General features: G+C 66.0%; 16 protein-coding genes and 1 tRNA gene. 3 read left to right on the top strand and 14 right to left on the bottom strand.

Going from position 1 to position 16,721, the window contains the following annotated elements; genetic code table 11:
- Nucleotides 1–52 precede the first annotated feature (52 nt).
- The 3 genes from M622_RS35035 to M622_RS35025 all read left to right on the top strand — a co-directional run bounded on the left by M622_RS35035 (nt 53) and on the right by M622_RS35025 (nt 4,412).
- Nucleotides 53–1,261, top strand: coding sequence for a YbfB/YjiJ family MFS transporter (locus M622_RS35035; RefSeq protein ID WP_021250380.1), 1,209 nt, complete (start codon nt 53–55; stop codon nt 1,259–1,261).
- Between the two features lie 277 nt (nt 1,262–1,538).
- Nucleotides 1,539–3,776 (top strand): NADP-dependent isocitrate dehydrogenase, encoded by a 2,238-nt coding sequence (locus tag M622_RS35030; RefSeq protein WP_021250379.1) that lies wholly within the window; start codon nt 1,539–1,541, stop codon nt 3,774–3,776.
- Nucleotides 3,777–3,941: 165 nt separating this feature from the next.
- Complete coding sequence (locus M622_RS35025) at nt 3,942–4,412, top strand: tellurite resistance TerB family protein (RefSeq protein WP_021250378.1); 471 nt, start codon at nt 3,942–3,944, stop codon at nt 4,410–4,412.
- A gap of 42 nt (nt 4,413–4,454) precedes the next feature.
- Here the strand turns inward: M622_RS35025 and M622_RS35020 are convergent, their stop codons facing one another.
- The 14 genes from M622_RS35020 to fdhE all read right to left on the bottom strand — a co-directional run bounded on the left by M622_RS35020 (nt 4,455) and on the right by fdhE (nt 16,668).
- On the bottom strand, nt 4,455–4,838 hold the full coding sequence (locus tag M622_RS35020) for a hypothetical protein (RefSeq protein ID WP_021250377.1): 384 nt from the start codon (nt 4,836–4,838) through the stop codon (nt 4,455–4,457).
- 106 nt (nt 4,839–4,944) lie between these two features.
- On the bottom strand, nt 4,945–6,612 hold the full coding sequence (gpmI, locus tag M622_RS35015; protein WP_021250376.1) for a 2,3-bisphosphoglycerate-independent phosphoglycerate mutase: 1,668 nt from the start codon (nt 6,610–6,612) through the stop codon (nt 4,945–4,947).
- Nucleotides 6,613–6,775: 163 nt separating this feature from the next.
- A complete protein-coding gene (locus M622_RS35010; RefSeq protein WP_021250375.1) occupies nt 6,776–7,333 on the bottom strand; it encodes a M48 metallopeptidase family protein in 558 nt (185 codons plus the stop codon).
- Between the two features lie 27 nt (nt 7,334–7,360).
- The gene (locus M622_RS35005) at nt 7,361–7,807 is read right to left on the bottom strand and encodes a c-type cytochrome (protein WP_021250374.1); all 447 of its coding nucleotides are present in this window, start codon (nt 7,805–7,807) and stop codon (nt 7,361–7,363) included.
- A 99-nt stretch (nt 7,808–7,906) separates the two neighbouring features.
- Nucleotides 7,907–8,923, bottom strand: coding sequence for a class I SAM-dependent rRNA methyltransferase (locus M622_RS35000; RefSeq protein WP_021250372.1), 1,017 nt, complete (start codon nt 8,921–8,923; stop codon nt 7,907–7,909).
- An 87-nt stretch (nt 8,924–9,010) separates the two neighbouring features.
- Nucleotides 9,011–9,514, bottom strand: coding sequence for an FUSC family protein (locus M622_RS40630; RefSeq protein WP_245543095.1), 504 nt, complete (start codon nt 9,512–9,514; stop codon nt 9,011–9,013).
- 679 nt (nt 9,515–10,193) lie between these two features.
- Entirely contained in the window at nt 10,194–10,385 is a 192-nt protein-coding gene (locus M622_RS40625) for an MGMT family protein (RefSeq protein ID WP_245543092.1), read from the bottom strand.
- A 265-nt stretch (nt 10,386–10,650) separates the two neighbouring features.
- Nucleotides 10,651–11,034, bottom strand: coding sequence for a DsrE family protein (locus M622_RS34985; RefSeq protein WP_021250368.1), 384 nt, complete (start codon nt 11,032–11,034; stop codon nt 10,651–10,653).
- Nucleotides 11,031–11,513, bottom strand: a complete 483-nt coding sequence (locus M622_RS0120530; protein WP_021250367.1) for a glycine cleavage system protein H — start codon at nt 11,511–11,513, stop codon at nt 11,031–11,033. Before M622_RS0120530 ends, M622_RS34985 begins: the two co-directional genes overlap by 4 nt.
- Before the next feature lie 37 nt (nt 11,514–11,550).
- Nucleotides 11,551–11,644, bottom strand: a tRNA-Sec gene (locus M622_RS40195).
- Nucleotides 11,645–11,678: 34 nt separating this feature from the next.
- Nucleotides 11,679–13,643 (bottom strand): selenocysteine-specific translation elongation factor, encoded by a 1,965-nt coding sequence (gene selB, locus M622_RS34980; RefSeq protein WP_021250366.1) that lies wholly within the window; start codon nt 13,641–13,643, stop codon nt 11,679–11,681.
- Between the two features lie 2 nt (nt 13,644–13,645).
- Nucleotides 13,646–14,773, bottom strand: coding sequence for a transglutaminase-like domain-containing protein (locus M622_RS34975; protein ID WP_021250365.1), 1,128 nt, complete (start codon nt 14,771–14,773; stop codon nt 13,646–13,648).
- Complete coding sequence (locus M622_RS34970) at nt 14,770–15,291, bottom strand: TlpA family protein disulfide reductase (protein WP_021250364.1); 522 nt, start codon at nt 15,289–15,291, stop codon at nt 14,770–14,772. Before M622_RS34970 ends, M622_RS34975 begins: the two co-directional genes overlap by 4 nt.
- 447 nt (nt 15,292–15,738) lie before the next feature.
- A complete protein-coding gene (fdhE, locus tag M622_RS34965) occupies nt 15,739–16,668 on the bottom strand; it encodes a formate dehydrogenase accessory protein FdhE (RefSeq protein WP_021250363.1) in 930 nt (309 codons plus the stop codon).
- Nucleotides 16,669–16,721: the final 53 nt, after the last annotated feature.

Below are 16,721 nucleotides of genomic sequence, written 5' to 3'. Positions count from 1 at the left end.
GGCGGACGCCGACTATGGTTTCGACCCCAGCTGATGACAAGACGCAAACACAATGACTGATCAGATCCAACGCATGAAGGTGCTGGGCGCCGGCATCTTCAGCCTGATCCTTGCACTGGGCGTGGCGCGCTTCTCCTATACGCCGCTGTTGCCACTGATGCAGCAGCAGGCCGGGCTGGGCCTGGCCGAAGGCGGCTGGCTGGCAGCGATCAACTATGGCGGTTACCTCACCGGAGCGCTGGTCGCGGCCTCCATCAGCGACCTGGTGCTGAAGGACAGGCTGTTTCGCATCGGCATGGTGGTGGCAGTGTTGACCACCTTGATGATGGGGCTCACCACCGATTTCTGGGTGTGGGCGGTGGCGCGCTACTTTGCGGGTCTGGCCAGTGCGGCCAGCATGCTGCTGGGGACCGGGCTCATCCTGAACTGGCTGATTCGCAACAATCATCGCAGCGAGCTTGGCATTCACTTCATGGGCATCGGTCTGGGCATCGCCGGCTGCTCGGCGGCAGTGATCTTCATGAGCAAGGGCATGGACTGGCGCCAGCAGTGGATCGCCTTCAGCGCGATGGGCTGCGTGTTGCTGGTGCCGGCCCTGGGCTGGCTGCCCTTGCCCGATACCAGTGGGGTAACGAAAACGGGTGCGTCGATGCACGACAATCCACCCAGCCCGCTCTTTCTGCGCGTGTTCATGGCGTCCTACTTTTGTGCCGGTGTGGGTTTTGTCGTCAGCGCCACCTTCATCGTTGCCATCGTGGATCGACTGCCCGGGATGGAGGGCAGGGGGAGCTGGAGCTTTCTTGCCATCGGCCTGGCGGCGGCGCCGGCCTGCATCGTGTGGGACTTCATCGCGCGTCGTACTGGCGAGCTCAACGCGCTGGTCATGGCCGCGACGCTGCAGGTTTTCGGCATCCTGTTGCCGGTGGTGGTCGGTGGCATGGCAGGCGCCCTTGGCGGCGCGCTGCTGTTCGGCGGCACTTTCGTGGGCATGGTGAGCCTGGTGCTGACCATGGCCGGGCGCTACTTCCCCACCCGCCCAGCCAAGATGATGGGCAAGATGACCGTCACTTACGGTATCGCACAGATCATCGGTCCGGCGGTGACGGGCTGGCTGGGCGCTGCTTTCGGCAGCTATGCGGGCGGTCTGTATTTCGCCGCCGGCACGATGGTGCTGGGCACGCTCTTGCTGCTGGTGCTCAAGGTGGTGGAGCGGCGTGATCTTGCCGCTGCTGCGCTTGAAAAGTCCGCCAGGCCGGCCTGAGTGCAGCGCGGGTTGCGCCCGCACGCCCGCGAAAAAACGCATGGCAATTCGCAGCCCGCTTTGACCATGTGCAGCAATGGACACCGCGGCAGAAGGGAGCGCAGCAGGATTGCCGGCATTCGCCCGCTTTCTGCCAGGGATTTGATGTATACCGATGCTGAGCTGCGCGTTGCATGGTATTTTCCTGCCGGCTGCGCAAGCATGCCCACGTGTCGTGCAAAGCGACCGGGAGTCGCCATTGGGTTGGCGCCACGAGACCAAAATCAAGGGGAAAAGAATGGCTGAGGGGAAATCCAAGATCATCTACACGCTCACGGACGAGGCGCCTTTGCTGGCCACGTGCGCGTTTCTACCCATTGTCCGCAGCTTCACCGAGCCGACCGGCATCGAGGTCGAGACTGCGGACATCTCGGTCGCCGGCCGTGTGCTGGCCGAGTTTCCGGAGTATCTGAGCGAAGAGCAGCGCGTGCCGGACACGCTGGCCGAGCTCGGCCGCCTGACCCTGCTGCCTGATACCAACATCATCAAGCTGCCCAACATCAGCGCTTCGGTCGCCCAGTTGAAGGTGTGCATCAAGGAATTGCAGGCCAAGGGCTACGCCATTCCCGACTATCCGGAAGACCCCAAGACCGACGAAGAAAAGGCGCTGCGTCAGCGCTATGGCAAGTGCCTGGGCTCGGCAGTGAACCCGGTCCTGCGCGAGGGCAACTCCGACCGGCGCGCGCCGCTGGCGGTGAAGAACTACGCCAAGAAGAACCCGCATTCGATGGGCGAGTGGAAGCAGTGGTCGCAGACCCACGTCTCGCACATGCACCACGGCGACTTCTATCACGGCGAAAAGTCGATCACGCTCGACAAGGCGCGCGACGTCAAGATGGAGCTCATCACCGCGTCGGGCAAGACCATCGTGCTCAAGCCCAAGGTGTCGCTGCTGGACGGCGAGATCATCGACTCGATGTTCATGAGCAAGAAGGCGCTGTGCGAGTTCTACGAGCGTGAACTCGACGACTGCCGTGAGGCCGGCATCCTGTTCTCGCTGCACGTGAAGGCGACGATGATGAAGGTCTCGCACCCGATCGTGTTCGGTCACTGCGTGCGCATCTATTACAAGGACGCCTTCGCCAAGCACGGCAAGCTGTTCGATGAGCTCGGCATCAACGTCAATAACGGCATGGTCGACCTGTACGAGAAGATCAAGACCCTGCCGGAGTCCAAGCACGACGAGATCATCCGCGATCTGCACGCCTGCAACGAGCACCGTCCCGAGCTGGCGATGGTGGATTCAGCCAAGGGCATCACCAACTTCCACTCGCCCAGCGACATCATCGTCGATGCGTCGATGCCGGCGATGATCCGTCAGGGCGGCAAGATGTGGGGCTCGGACGGCAAGCAGTACGACAGCAAGTGCGTGATGCCCGAGTCCACCTTCGCCCGCATCTACCAGGAGATGATCAACTTCTGCAAATGGCACGGCAATTTCGACCCGCGCACCATGGGCACGGTGCCCAACGTCGGCCTGATGGCGCAGAAGGCAGAGGAATACGGCTCGCACGACAAGACCTTCGAGATCGCGGAAGCGGGTGTGGCCAACATCACCGACCTTGCCACCGGCGAAGTACTGCTGGCGCAAAACGTCGAGGCGGGCGACATCTGGCGCATGTGCCAGGTCAAGGACGCACCGATCCGTGACTGGGTGAAGCTCGCCGTGACCCGCGCGCGCAACTCCGGCATGCCGGCGGTGTTCTGGCTCGACCCCTACCGTCCGCACGAGAACGAGCTGATCAAGAAGGTGCACACCTACCTGAAGGATCACGACACCAAGGGGCTGGAGATCCACATCATGTCGCAGGTGCGGGCGATGCGTTACACGCTCGAGCGCGTGGGGCGTGGCCTGGACACCATCTCGGTCACCGGCAACATCCTGCGCGACTACCTGACCGACCTGTTCCCCATCCTGGAGCTGGGCACCAGCGCCAAGATGCTGTCGATCGTGCCGCTGATGAACGGTGGCGGCATGTACGAGACCGGCGCCGGCGGTTCGGCGCCCAAGCACGTGCAGCAGCTCGTGCAGGAAAACCACCTGCGCTGGGATTCGCTGGGCGAGTTTCTGGCGCTCGCAGTGTCGTTCGAGGATCTGGGCATCAAGACCGGCAACAACAAGGCAAAGATCCTGGCCAGGACCCTGGATGCCGCCACCGGCAAGTTGCTCGACGAGAACAAGTCGCCCTCGCCCAAGACCGGCCAGCTCGATAACCGTGGCAGCCAGTTCTACCTGGCCCTGTTCTGGGCCCAGGCCCTGGCGGCGCAGACCGAGGACGCCGAGCTGGCGGCCCACTTCGTCCCGCTCGCCAAGGCACTGAGCGAGAACGAGACGAAGATTGTCGATGAGCTCAACGCGGTGCAGGGCAAGCCGGTGGACATTGGCGGCTACTACAAGGCCGATGCCGCGAAGACCATCGCGGTGATGCGTCCGAGCGCCACGCTCAACGCCATCCTCAAGGCAGCACGCGCCTGACGCCCGGCCGGGCGCGCCCGGTCGCCTGTCGTCTGCAAGCCGGTGGCCTCCCTGCGAGGCACACCGGCTTTTTCATGTTGTGAGCTGTGTGCGGGGCCCGGAGGGGGAACTCCAGGGCCATCGCGCACACTGAAGGTAGTCATTGCTCAACGTACGAACGTGCTCATGATCCAGACCCTGAAACAGTTCTTCTCCACCCTGCTCATGCCGCCAAGCGCGGACGTGGGCGAAGTGGAGCACGTGCTCCAGCTCGCCTCGGCCGTGCTCCTGGTGGAGATGATGCGCGCCGACAACGACTGCCAGCCTGAGGAGCGCCAGGCGGCGGTCAATGCGCTGGCGAGCGGGTTTGCGCTCGCCGACGACGAAGTGGCGCGCCTGCTCGAGCTCGCCGATGCGACTGCGCGCGAGGCATCGGATCTGCACCGCTTCACCTCCACCCTCGCGCGCGGTTTCAGCCTCGAACAGAGGGTGGGCATGATCGAGCAGCTGTGGCAGGTGGCTTTTGCCGATGGCCGTCTCAGTCATCATGAGACCCAGCTCATGCTCAAGCTCGGCGATCTGCTCTACATTCCACGCGGCGACTTCGTCGCTGCCAAGCAGCGCGCGCGCGCGGCTGCAGGCCTTCCATCGGCCTGAGCCGGTTTCGGCTGCGTCGCGCGTGCTTGCGCGTGGTGTCCTTCAGCTCACACGGCACTCATTGGCGAGCGGCGCGTGCGTGCGGCCGTCGAGCAGCAGGCCTTTCCACGGCAGGTCTATCCACACCAGGCCGCTGATCTGATCCTCGAAGCGTGGCAGGCCGGAGTAGGAGGGGTCGCGTTCGAGCTGGTAGTGTTTGCCGTTCCAGTCGAGCTGGATGCGGTGATTGACGCGGTCACGCATCTCGCGCTGCATCCCCAGTCGCACGCCTCGCTCACAGCGGTAGTCGCCGCTCGCCAGGGCAAACTCGAACTGGCCGCTCTGAATGGAAATGCCAGCAGCGGTGGCGACTGGCGGCGGCGCCGGGGTGGCACAGGCCGACAGCAGGAAGGCAGCGCCCAGCGTGCACGAGATGGAGCGGATCATGGGTCAGGTTCTCCTTGAAGCCTTGCCTGATTGTAGCCGACACCCCGGCGCGGCCCATTTGCTGGCCCCAGCCTGATGCCCTCTCCGGGACGAGCCGAACCCGGCCTTACTTGATCTGCAGTACGCTGTCGTCCCACTTGTCGTGCTTTTGCAGCCCGAGCAGGTTGGCCACGGTGGCGGCGATGTTCGACAGACCGGCGCTGTCGGTCTGTTGCAGGCCCAGCTTGCCGCCGCTGACCGTGTCATAGAGGATCAGGGGCACGGGGTTGAGCGTATGGGCGGTCTTGGCCTTGAAGCTGCCGTTCTCGTTCTGCGTCGGTTGCCGGGTCTTCTTGTCGAGCTCGAACATCTCGTCGGCGTTGCCATGGTCGGCGGTGATCAGTGCCACCCCGCCGGCTGCGTCGATTGCCGGCAGCAGGCGTGACAGGGCGAGGTCGACCGCCTCGATCGCCATCGTCGCGGCGCGGAAGTTGCCGGTGTGGCCGACCATGTCGCCGTTGGCGTAATTGCAGCGCAGCACTTGGTACTTGCCTGACTGCAGGGCGGCGATCATGGCGTCGGTGATCTCGGCCGCCTTCATCCACGGGCGCTGCTCGAAAGGCACGAGGTCGCTGGGCACCTCCTGCCAGGTCTCGCCTTCGAACTTGCCCGAGCGGTTGCCGTTCCAGAAATAGGTGACATGGCCGAACTTCTGCGTCTCCGAGCACGCAAACTGGGCCAGCCCCGATTTGCTGAACCATTCGCCCGAGGTGTCCTTGATCGCCGGTGGGCTCACCAGGAAGCGCTTCGGCAGCTGCAGGTCGCCGTCGTATTGAAGCATGCCGGCATAGCTCACGTCCGGGCGGCGCACGCGATCGAAGTGGCTGAAGTCGTCGTCGACGAAGCTGCGCGTGATCTCGAGCGCACGGTCGCCGCGGAAATTGAACAGCACCACCGCGTCGCCGTCTTCAATGGTGCCGATCGGCTTGCCATGGCCGTTTTCCTCAAACTCGGCGATGACGAATTCGGGCAGGTCCTGGTCGATGGTGCCGGGGTGCATCTCACGCAGGCCGATCACCGCGGCGGTGGCGTTGGCAAACTGCGGGCCTTCGCCCAGCACGTGGGTGCGCCAGCCGCGTGCCACCATCGGCCAGTTGGCATCGTAGCGGTCCATGGTGATGGTCTGGCGACCGCCGCCGGAGGCGATGCGAGCATCGAAGCCGTCGGTGCTGAGGGCCTGCAGGAAAGCCTCGAAGGGCACGATGTAATCCAGCGCGCTGGTCTCGGGCACATCGCGCCCGTCGAGCAAGGCGTGGATGCGCACGGTGTTGATGCCTTCGGCCTTGGCCTGTACCACCAGCGCGCGCAGGTGGTCGATGTGGCTATGCACGTTGCCATCCGAGAACAGGCCGATGAAGTGCAGGGTGCCGGGCTTGCCGTGTGCGCCCGCCTTGGCGCCGGCAACGATTTCCTGCCATGCGTTGCCTTGCCAGATGGAGCCGTCGGCGATGGCGTTGGCGACCAGCGCTGCGCCCTGGGAATAGACCTGGCCGGCGCCGATGGCGTTGTGGCCGACCTCGGAGTTACCCATGTCCTCGTCCGAGGGCATGCCGACCGCGGTGCCGTGGGCACGCAGGCGGATGTGCGGAAACTGCGCGAACAAGCGGTCCAGGGTGGGTTTGGTTGCAGCATCGATTGCGCTGCCGGCCTTGTTGCTGGCGATGCCGTAGCCGTCCATGATGATGACGACGACGGGACCGGATACGCCAGCGAAGGTGGAGAGTTTGTGCAGCATGATCGCTTCCTGAAGGAGAGTTCGGGGACGGCTCGGCCCAGCTGAGGGAGACAAGCGGCGAGGCCGCCATTTTCCTTCAAATCGGCGGCGGGATTACAGGCGCGCTTTCAATCGGCCCCATGCACGCGCACATTGCCACCCCAGGCCCAGCGTGTCGCGCGACTCAGGCCGACCATAGCGGCGCACCGGCCGCATCGCGATAACACAGGTAAGCGCGCAGATCGAACTCGTACTGATGGTAGTGCGGCTCCATGTGCTGGCACAGCTGGTAGAAGGCCTTGTCGTGATTGCGCTCGCGCAGGTGGGCGAGCTCATGCACGACAATCATGCGCAGGAACTCCAGCGGCAGCTCGCGAAACAGGGTGGCGACACGGATCTCGCGCTTGGTCTGCAGCCTGGCGCCTTGTACACGCGAGATCGTGGTGTGGGTGCCGAGCGCGTTGCGGATCACATGCAGCTTGCTGTCGAAGCACACCTTGCTCAGCGGCGCTGCGCTGCGCATGGTGTCGGCCTTGAGCGCCTGCACGTAGTCGTAGAGCGCGCCATCCGAGCGCACCTCGTGCGCGCGTGGATAGCGCTTGAGCAGGAGCGCGGCGAAGCGCTGCTGCTCGATGAGGGCCAACACCGGCTCGCGCAGGTGGGCAGGGTAGCCGGCGAGGTAGTCGGGCGCCGCCCGTGGGTGGGCGGCAGCGCCGAGCAAGCGTTCAAACCGCACGGACATGGTGAGAGACCTTCCTGACTAGCCGCCTCAGTTCTTGAAATCGTCGTGACAGGACTTGCAGCTGGCATGGACCTTGTCGTAGGCCGTCCGTACGCTGGCCTCGTCATGCGTCTGCGCAGCGGCGGCGAGGGCGTCGGTCAGTTCGTAGAACTTCTGGCGTTCGCTTTCGAATTCCTGCGTACGTTCCCACACCGCGGCCTTGGCTTTGGTCGGCGGATAATGGGTGTCGGCGGCGAAAGAGTTGAAGGGCGCATCGCGCCGGCTGTTGAGTTCATTGGCGAGGCGGGCGAACTCGTCGGCGCGGTAGCCGTGGGTGCGCAACATCACGCCCATCGGCTCGAAGCTGCGCAGCATGGCCTTGAAGGCGTCCTGACGGTGCTTCACCGGCTGGCCGGGGCGGGTGTCCTCCACCGGGCCGCTACAGGCGCCCAGCGTCAGCAGGCAAACAAGGGAGGTAAGGATGAATCGGGACATGGTGTGCTTGGGGGTGCTCAAGGAGGGGTCGGAGGGGCCTGCGCGCAGGGCTGCAGTCGGCTCCGACCGTGTCGGCCGCAGGTCGTTCAGGGTGGCGACCTAAACCCGTAACAACAGGGTCTTCAGTGGCGGATTGTCGTCAAGGCTGGGGAAGTCCGCCTCCGGGGCAATCCACTGCGCTTCGCGCACCGGCCTGCCGGCCTTGCTGGCGCTGCGCTGGAGTTGGTCGAGCCAGTCTTCGCGGGATACACGGGCGTCGTTGTTGCAGCAGATCAGGCTGCCGCCCTCTGCGGTGGCGAGCAGCGCAGGCTTGAATAGTGCGGCGTAGTCGCGCACCAGATCGACGACGCCAAACGGGCTTTTGGCATAGCGCGGCGGGTCGAGGAAGACCATGTCGAAGCGATGCGCTGCGAGTTCGGGGAAGGGGGGCAGATGCTTGCCGCGCACCATCTTGGCCTGGCCGAGGCCGGCATATTGGCGCAGCGCCGCGAAAGCGTCGGACTTGACGAAGCGCAGGCGGATGGGCAGCGCGTTGAGGCGGGCATTGTCCTTGCCCACTGCAAGACTGGATTCGGAGAAGTCCACATTCACCACATGGCTCGCACCGGCCTTGGCGGCGGCAACGCCGACGCCGCAGGTGTAGGCGAACATGTTGAGCAGGGACTTGCCCTCGGCTTCGGCCATGACGCGCCGGCGCGCGGCGCGCAGGTCGAGGAACAGCCAGGGGTCCTGCCCCGCATGGCGGGCCTGGAAGCGATAACGCACACCCAGTTCGCTGAATTCGGAGGGCTGGGCGGCGAGGGCTTGCTGCTCGGGCGTCAGGGTGTTGGCAATGCGCGAATTCCTGGCGCTGCGGTCGTTCCACACCAGCATCAGGCCGGGCAGAGCGCTGGCATAGAAAGCCTGCAGTTCGGCCAGTTGCTCTTCGCTCAGCGGGCGGTGGAAGGTTTGTGCGAGCAGCACCGCGCCGTAGCGGTCGACCGTGAGCCCGGGGGCGCCTTCGGCCGTGCCGTGGAACACACGGTAGGCATCGGTTTGTTCAGCGTGCAAGGCGGTGATCAGGTCTGCGCGGGCAGACAGGGCGGCCGACAGCAGGTCGGTGAGGGAGGAAGACATGACGGTTCCGACGCGGGGCGCGTCAGTATGCCCTAGCACGCGCCCGAAGCTGCCATGTTCTTCAGTGGCGAGGTGTCAGCAGTCGTGTCAGGTGTCGTGCTGGGCAGGCCGTGAGGGCAGCAGGCGGCGTAAAAGCGGCCCGAGCAGTGCACGAAAATGGCGGCTGTGCAGGCAGATCCCGCCCACCAGACCGACCAGGCAGCCCAGCACGGTGTCGTTGAAACGCGACTGGATGAGCTCGGCGGCGGCGGGGAGCTGATCCAGCATGGCGGCCTCGGCGAGCAGGATGGTGAGCGGGGTGATGAAGATGACGGCGAAACCGTAGTGGCGGACCACCGTGCTCTCGATGATGAAGACGAGCACGAACACGAGCAGCGCAATGCTCCACGGTGACAAGGACAAGGACAGCATGCCCCACGCCAGCACCATGCCGGCAGCGGTGCCGAGCACGCGCTGCAGCTGGCGATTCCACACCGCGCGCAGCGATGCGCCCTGGATCACCGCCAGGCAGCTGATCGGCACCCAATAAGGGCGATCCAGCTGCAGGGCCTGGGCGAGCACCAGCGACAGGGCGACGAAGGCACCGATCATGACCGAATCGAAGACGACGAAGTCGAAGGTCGCCGGCTGCAGCGTGGGGGTCGCTTCGGGTGCCAACCAGGCGCAGGATGTAGAGGCTGTAGAAGAAGGCGATCAGGCTGGCGAGCAAGGCCCCCATGGTGAGCAGGCCCACCCGCAGCGGGATGTCCTCGACCACGCCCGGGGTATAGATCGCGATGGCCGCAGCCATGACGAAGAACAGGCTGCCCGGCGGTCCGACGCGATAGAAGCGGCACACCATGGTCACCAGCATGGTGATGATGCCGAGCACGCCGGCCTGGGTGAGGGGCAGGAAGTGCGCGATCAGGCCGAGGGCGTAGCAGGCCGTCATGCCGAACGCGCACGCCATCAGCCACACCATGCGATGCGAGAGCGCGGTGTGGGGCTGGTAGAGGAAGACCAGCCCGCCGACCGAGGAGATCAGGCCGTAACCCAGATGGCCGAAGAAGGCGCCCACCACCAGCGGCAGCGCGGACGCCAGCGCGCCGGCGAAGGGCATCTGCCAGCGCCGATCGCTGGGTGTGATGGCGGTGAGATGCTGCCATTCAGCGCGTATCAGGGTGTTGAGCCGGTGCAGTATGGAAGGACGGTTCATGGTTTCGGGGCGGTGATGTGTCACGGGTGTTTCACACAGTCATGGCGCGGCCTTGAGCGACACAGGATGAAGTCCTCAAGGGCGCTGCGCACGGCCATCGGCCGATGTGCCGACAGCGCTCAGGGTGAGATTGTGCGCCTCCCATACGATCATCGCTTGCTTGCGCGTGCTGCCCCAGCGGTATTCGCCAAAGTTGCCGTCGGCGCGAATCATGCGGTGACAGGGAACGAGGAAACCGAGGCTGTTCGCGGCGATGGCGCTGCCCACTGCACGTGAGGACTGGGGTAGGTTCTGCTCAGGTAGTGCAAGAAGCGCTGGGGCGAAATGTCCGCCCAGTCGGCGAGCACGCGCTCCAGCGCTTGCGCGCTCAGTCCCACGGCAGCGGCGATCTCCTCCAGCGTGGGTGCTTGCGCTCCCTGAGCGCGAATGAAGGCAATGGCCTTCGCGACCAGGGCGAATTGTCGCGATGCTGCAGCGTCGATGCTCATGATCCGGGCTCCGGTTTGATGTCCGCCTTGAAACGACAGCGAGCTCAGAAGCTCAGGGTGCGCCAGGCCGGGTCCAGCGTACGGCCGATGAAGGCAGCAGCGCCGGCCTGGCCGCTGACCTCGGCACGCAGGGCGGCGGCGTCAACGCCGTGTGCCAGCATGGCGGTCGGGCAGGCGAAGAAGCGGGTGCCGAACTGCGCCGCTTGCTGCACGAAGTAGGCGAGCGTGGGTTCGCTGCCGGGGCGACCGCCGGGGTAAATGGTCTCGGCGACGCCCTTTGCCAGCAGCTGTACCGAGCGTGCGGTGAAGTACATCTCCACTTCCGCGTCCATCGCCGCGGCGGTGGCGGCGAAATGAAAGGGTGTGGCGCACAGCTGCGGTGTGCCCGGCTCGGCCGCCCACACCAGGATGGCGAGACGCTCGCTCATGCGCGCAGGCCCTTCGCGCCTTCGCCCAGCAGCGGCGGTCGAAAGCTGCGCAGGTCGTCGAAGTGCCACAGATCCATCTGCGCCGTGATCGCGATCCGCGCCGCTGGCCAGTCCAGAAGATGGGCCGCAGCATCGGCTGCGGGGATGCGCAGCCGCACCAGCCAGGCCGCATAGGGGTCGGTGTTCATCAGTGAGGCCGAGTCGGCCAGCGCCGCGTTGCCCTCCACCAGTTCGGCATCGAGCGGGGTCTTGACCGGGAACACGGTCTTGCCCGCCTCGAGCAGACCGAAAGCGCGCCCGGCGTTGAGCGCGCGAGGTGCGGGCTTGGCGGTGAATAACAGGATTTCGCCCGCAATGGCGATGCCGAAGGGCGTCACGCCCACGCGCCAGATGTCGTCGGATTCGGCGGCAAACCACAGGTGGTTGGCGGCGTCGTAGCGCAGATCCTCGGGGTATGAGCAGCCGCGCAGTTCAGCCATGTCGCACCATGAACGAGGGTGACGGGGAAAGGGAGGGCGGAAGAGAATGGGAGTCGAACCCACCTGGGACCGGCTGACGGCCCCACCTGGTTTTGAAGACCAGTCGCCCCACCGGGGAACGCATCTCTTCCGTTTGCAGCAACATTCTAAGCGTGCACACGCCGTTCATGCCTCGTCGTGTGCTGGCGCTTCGCCACGCAGCACGTGTGCCCGATGCTGGCCATCGCCCACGCGACGGGTGAAACCGACGCGGTCGAAGAACTCAAGAATCTGGATTGCGCGCTTGCGGCCGCCGCCGATGCGGTCACGAAAGTCGGCGGCACGGATGCGGCCATCCTCGCCTGCAGCGAGTTCGACGGCAAGCGCGCACATCTGCGCCACCGTGGCGCGCGCATAGAACAGGTCGCGCACAACCTGGAACGCCTCGCCGCGCAGGGCGATGCGGCGCAACAGGCTGCGCACCTCTGTTTCGCTCAGCGTGCAGGCGGCGGCGAGCTCGCGCACCCAGGGCGGGTCGAAGGCGCCTGCCTGCAGGCGTGCCAGCAGGGCGTCGGCCTTTTCGCGGTCGGCGGCGCTGAGTTCGACGGTGTGCGAGGGCAGATGCCAGGCCGAGCCCGCGCGCGCGATGCGGCCCTCGGCCAGCAATTCTTCAAGGCGGGCGAGGAACACCGCTGGCGGCAGTTGCTGCGCACACATGCGGCGCAGGCGCTCGCGCTCGACGCCGGGTTCGTCGGCGAAGGCTTCGTGGTGTGCGGTGAGTCGTGCCAGAACGGTCTCACCCAAGTCGGCCCAGGCCGTAGCCGAAAAAATGCGACCGCCCATTTTCGTTGACACCTGTCTGGCGTCGGGCAGCAGCGCCTGCCAGCGTGCATCGGGCAGGTTGTGCGCGGCGGTGAGCTCTTCGAGATCGAGGCCGTTGGCGGCGCTGGCGAGCACCGCCGCCAGGCGTGATGCCGGCTCCGCCTGCTCCAGCGCGCTGAGCAAGGCCAGCCGTGCCGGGCGGCGCCGATGGCGTGCGGCCGGAAAGGGGTCGAGCACCGCACCGCCGCCCAGGGTCTCACGCCCGGCGGCGTCACGTATCACGATGCGGTCGCCGCTGCAGGCAAAGACCGGGCGATCGAGCACCGCCTGCACCAGCGCGGACCGGCCAGGAGCGAGACCACCGGCTTCGAGCGTGTCATCGAGCAGGGCGAGGCGTGCCATCGCATGGCCAGCGGGATGATGCAAGGTGACGCTGGCCCACTGGCCGAGCTTGCGCGAAGCCTCCGGCAGCAGATGCAGGCGCAGGTCGAGACGCTCGGTGGCGCGTGCCAGGGCGGGGTGGAGAAGCCAGTCGCCGCGCTCGATTTCGCCGTAGTCGATGCCACTCAGGTTCACCGCACAGCGGCTGCCCGGCCCGCCGCTGTCGGCCTTGCGATTACTGACACGCAGCGCGCGCACGCGCACTTCGCGGCGGAAACCATCGGGCCGCGCCAGCAGTAGCTTGTCACCGACATGAACCACGCCCGCGTGCACCGTGCCGGTGATGATGGTGCCGGCGCCGGCGAGCGCAAACCGACGGTCGGCGACGAGGCGAAAGCCGGCGTCGGTCGAGCGCTGTGATTCGCTGCGGGCGAGGGCATGGAGATGGGTGCGCAGCGCGTCGACGCCGATGCCGCTCACGGCCGACAGGGCGAAGATCGGACTGCCGGCGAGCCGGGTCGGGGCGAGCAAGCTGGTGATCTGGGCTTCCACCTCGGCAACACGGGCGGGCGAGGCGCGATCGCATTTGCTCAGCGCAAGGGCGCCGCGCTCGATGCCGAGCAGGTGGAGGATGGCCAGATGCTCGCGCGTCTGTGGCATCACGCCGTCGTCGGCCGCCACCACGAGCAAGGCGTAGTCGATGCCGGCTGCGCCCATGAGCATGGTCGGCACGAAGCGCTCGTGACCGGGTACGTCGATGAAGCCAAGACTGGATGCAGCGCCCGCTGCGTCCCCTGGCGCTTGCTCGAGCGGCGCATACGCATAGCCGAGCTCGATGGTGATGCCGCGCGCCTTCTCCTCGGGCAAGTGGGTGGTGTCCACCCCGGTGAGCGCGCGCACCAGGGTGGTCTTGCCGTGATCGATATGGCCGGCGGTGCCGATCAGCATGCCTACACGAGCTCCTTCGCAGTCAGCGTATAGCGGAAGGCGTCCGGATCAAGGCTGTCAAGACGGCCAGCCTCGGTCTCGCCCTGCGGGTACATCAGGAAGGGCACGATGGGGCCGCTGCTGCCGTGCAGGCTGAGGTCGTGGGCGTCGTTATAGGCCATCCAGTTCATCTCCCAGGCGCCGAACAGTTGTTCGCGCACCGCGCGCACCTTGGGGTCGTCCAACGCGAGTTTGCCCGGCGGCTCTTCGAGCACGACCTTGCGCACATCGGCCGGGTCCACCGGCACCCAGCCAAAGCGCTCGAGGAAGACTTCGGCACGGCAGTGCTGCGCCTTGGAGATGTTGCCGCTCTTGCCCAGGCTCTTGTAGCCGAAGCGTGAGTCGGCCACGCGCACGCCATAGACATCGCGCGCCGCCAGGCCTGCGGCACGGGCGAGGCCGACGTAGAGCGAGTTGAGATCGGCGCACTTCCCCGACAGGTTGCCGGTTTCGATCATGGCCTTGATGTCGCCGATGCCGCAGCCGCGTGTCTTCGGTTCGCGAAAGGTGTTATCGACCACCCAGTGGTAGATCGCGCGCGCCTTGTCTTCGTCAGTCCTGGCGTTGGCCGTGATCGCAAGCGCGGTTTCGCGCACGATGCCGTCGGTAGGCAGGAGCTCGGTGGCGCGGGTGTACAGCGCGTGCTGCTCGGGTGGCAGGGTGAGCGCGCTCGCACTCGGGCGCGAGAAGTCGGTGCTGCGGTCGCGGGTGGCGAAGCGGCTGATCACCTCCACCATCGGCTCGGCGGTGTTGGCGGACCATTCGGCGTACAGCATCTCGACCTTGGAGTGGGGGTCGCGCAGGAGCTGCATGGTGTCGGCATTGCCCTGCCAGAGATTGCCCAGCGGGCGGAACCAGGCGGCTTCGGACATGGACGGCAGCGGGATCCAGGCGCGAACAATGCCGTCGGCACGCTGAGGTTGAACATGGGTGCTGACCTCGAACTGGCGCCAGCCGGCGTCGGAGCTCGGCGCAAACACCGGTGAAGCCGCTGCGTCGGGCAGCGCGTCGGTGCTTGCGCGGGCAAGGGTGGGGAAGGCAGGGAGGCTGGCGGCGAGTGCCGAGATCTTGATGAAGTTGCGACGATTCATGGTTTGGATCCGTTCGATTTTGTGGTGGCGAGGGCGCGTATCGGCGCCAGCAGCGCAGGGTCGTGCCAGTCCGCTTCACCAACGATGTGGTAGCGGGGTTGGTGACTGGCGTCGAGTACATAGGTGGTGGGGATCATGCGCGCACGCCAGGCGCGCGCGACGATCTGGTCCGGGTCGGGCACGACGATCAGCTCTTCGAGCAAGTGCTCGGTCTGAAAGCGCAGCGTGTCCACGGCGCGATCGGCGACGGCAACGGTGATCAGCACCAAGCCGGGCTCGGCTTCATCGAGCTCGACCAGGGCCGGCATCTCGTCGCGGCAGGGTTCGCACCAGCTTGCCCAGAAGTTGACGATCACGGCTTTGCCGCTTGCGCTGTCCAGTGCCTTCTGCAGCGCCGGCGCGGGTGGCGGCAGTGCGTCCGCCGGCATCAATTTCGCGGCCAGGGCGGGCGCTGCGGGGCTGGCGGTGCACGCCACGCTCAGTGCGATCGCCGCTGTCATGCGGCTGAGCGTGCTCATCTAAGGTGGTCTGCGCAGCCTCGTCCGTGGGGTGCGCAGGCGAACTCAAGGCGCCGCTGGGGTGGGGAATGAGGGTGTGTCATGGGGTCTCCCGATGTGTGAGCCGCCCCGGTGCGGGATGCCGCCGGAGCTTAATGAGCCAGGCTTGGGGCCAGGCTGTGGGGGTGGCGAGCTGCGTCGCCGTACCGGACGGCCGATATGAAGATCGGCCTGATGTGTCCGGTCGCTGCGATGGACATGCCGTCCATTGCAGCGAGGATGCGAATGATGCCCGATCGAGCGGGCGGGGGACAAATGCTGCTGCGGTCTTTTCGAAGCCGGTGAGCATGCTCTTGCCTGCACGCAGCGAACGCGGGCAAAGAGGCAAGAGCCGGTGTGCTCATGGCCTGCGCTCGAAGCGGGCAGAAAGCTCAAAGGGAGAGGAGTCGGCGGCTCAATGGCCGCTGCTCACTCGTCCGCGTTGCCCGGAATGAACAGCGGATTGGGCCCGCTGCGCAGATAGCCAGCCTCGTCGACCAGGATGTCCAGCGCCAGCGTGGCGAGGTCGTCCGCCACCGGGTCGGCGCTCGTGTCCTTGTCGCGCAGCACGAGCTTGAGGTAGCTGCGGCAGTCGCCGCAGACTTCGGCGCGCACGAGTTCGTGGGTGCTGCCATCGGCGCTTTCGAGCACGCGATAGGAGACCTTGTCGGTCTCGCCGCAGCTCGCGCAGTTGGCACGCACCAGATTCCATTCGGTGTTGCACAGCGAGCAGTGCAGGTAACGCGCGCCCGAGTATTGTCCGGGCTGGATGACGCTGGCCACCGGCAGGCTGCCGCAGCACGGGCATACGCCGGGCACATCGAGCCGGGACAGTCCGGCCAGTTCGGGGCGGGTGGCCATCCAGGTCCAGTACACCTGCAGGGCCGCGGCGACAAGAGGCAGGCGGGCACTGTGGGCGGGATCGTATTCGGTGCGCAGCACGCCATCGGCAAGGCGTTCGAGCTCGGCGGTGTCGGCGTCAATGAGCGCGGCGAGGACCGGACGCAGTGTCTCGGGTGCAACTGGCAGCAGGCGCTTTGCCAGGGTGGCGAGGTGCTGACGCCAGACTGGATCGCGCTGCCAGCCATTGGCAGCGATGGCCGGCATGCCGTGTTGCTGCGCCTGTTCGCGCTGGGCGCTGGAGGGCAGGGCCACAACGCGGTGGGTTTGCAGCAGTTCGTGTTGAATCTGGCTCAGATGGGCGAGAAACACCAGGTAGTCGCCCGAGGGATGAGCAGTGGCAAGACGCTTGAAGCGCGCGGCGCGCTCGGCGAAGACACTGGCTGCGGCTGCTTGCAGTACGGCGGCTGGCTCGAGCCCTGGCTGCGGGGCTGCGGGTGAGGCTGGGGTCAGATTCATGCGCTACCTCATGAAGCGCGGCGGGCGGTGTCCAGTACTGCCGGACACCGCCC

Origin of the sequence: Thauera terpenica 58Eu (assembly GCF_000443165.1) — a bacterium.
Taxonomy (GTDB): Bacteria; Pseudomonadota; Gammaproteobacteria; order Burkholderiales; family Rhodocyclaceae; genus Thauera; species Thauera terpenica.
The sequence above is the reverse complement of the archived record's forward strand: the minus strand, read 5'-3'. Positions and strand labels throughout refer to the sequence as shown.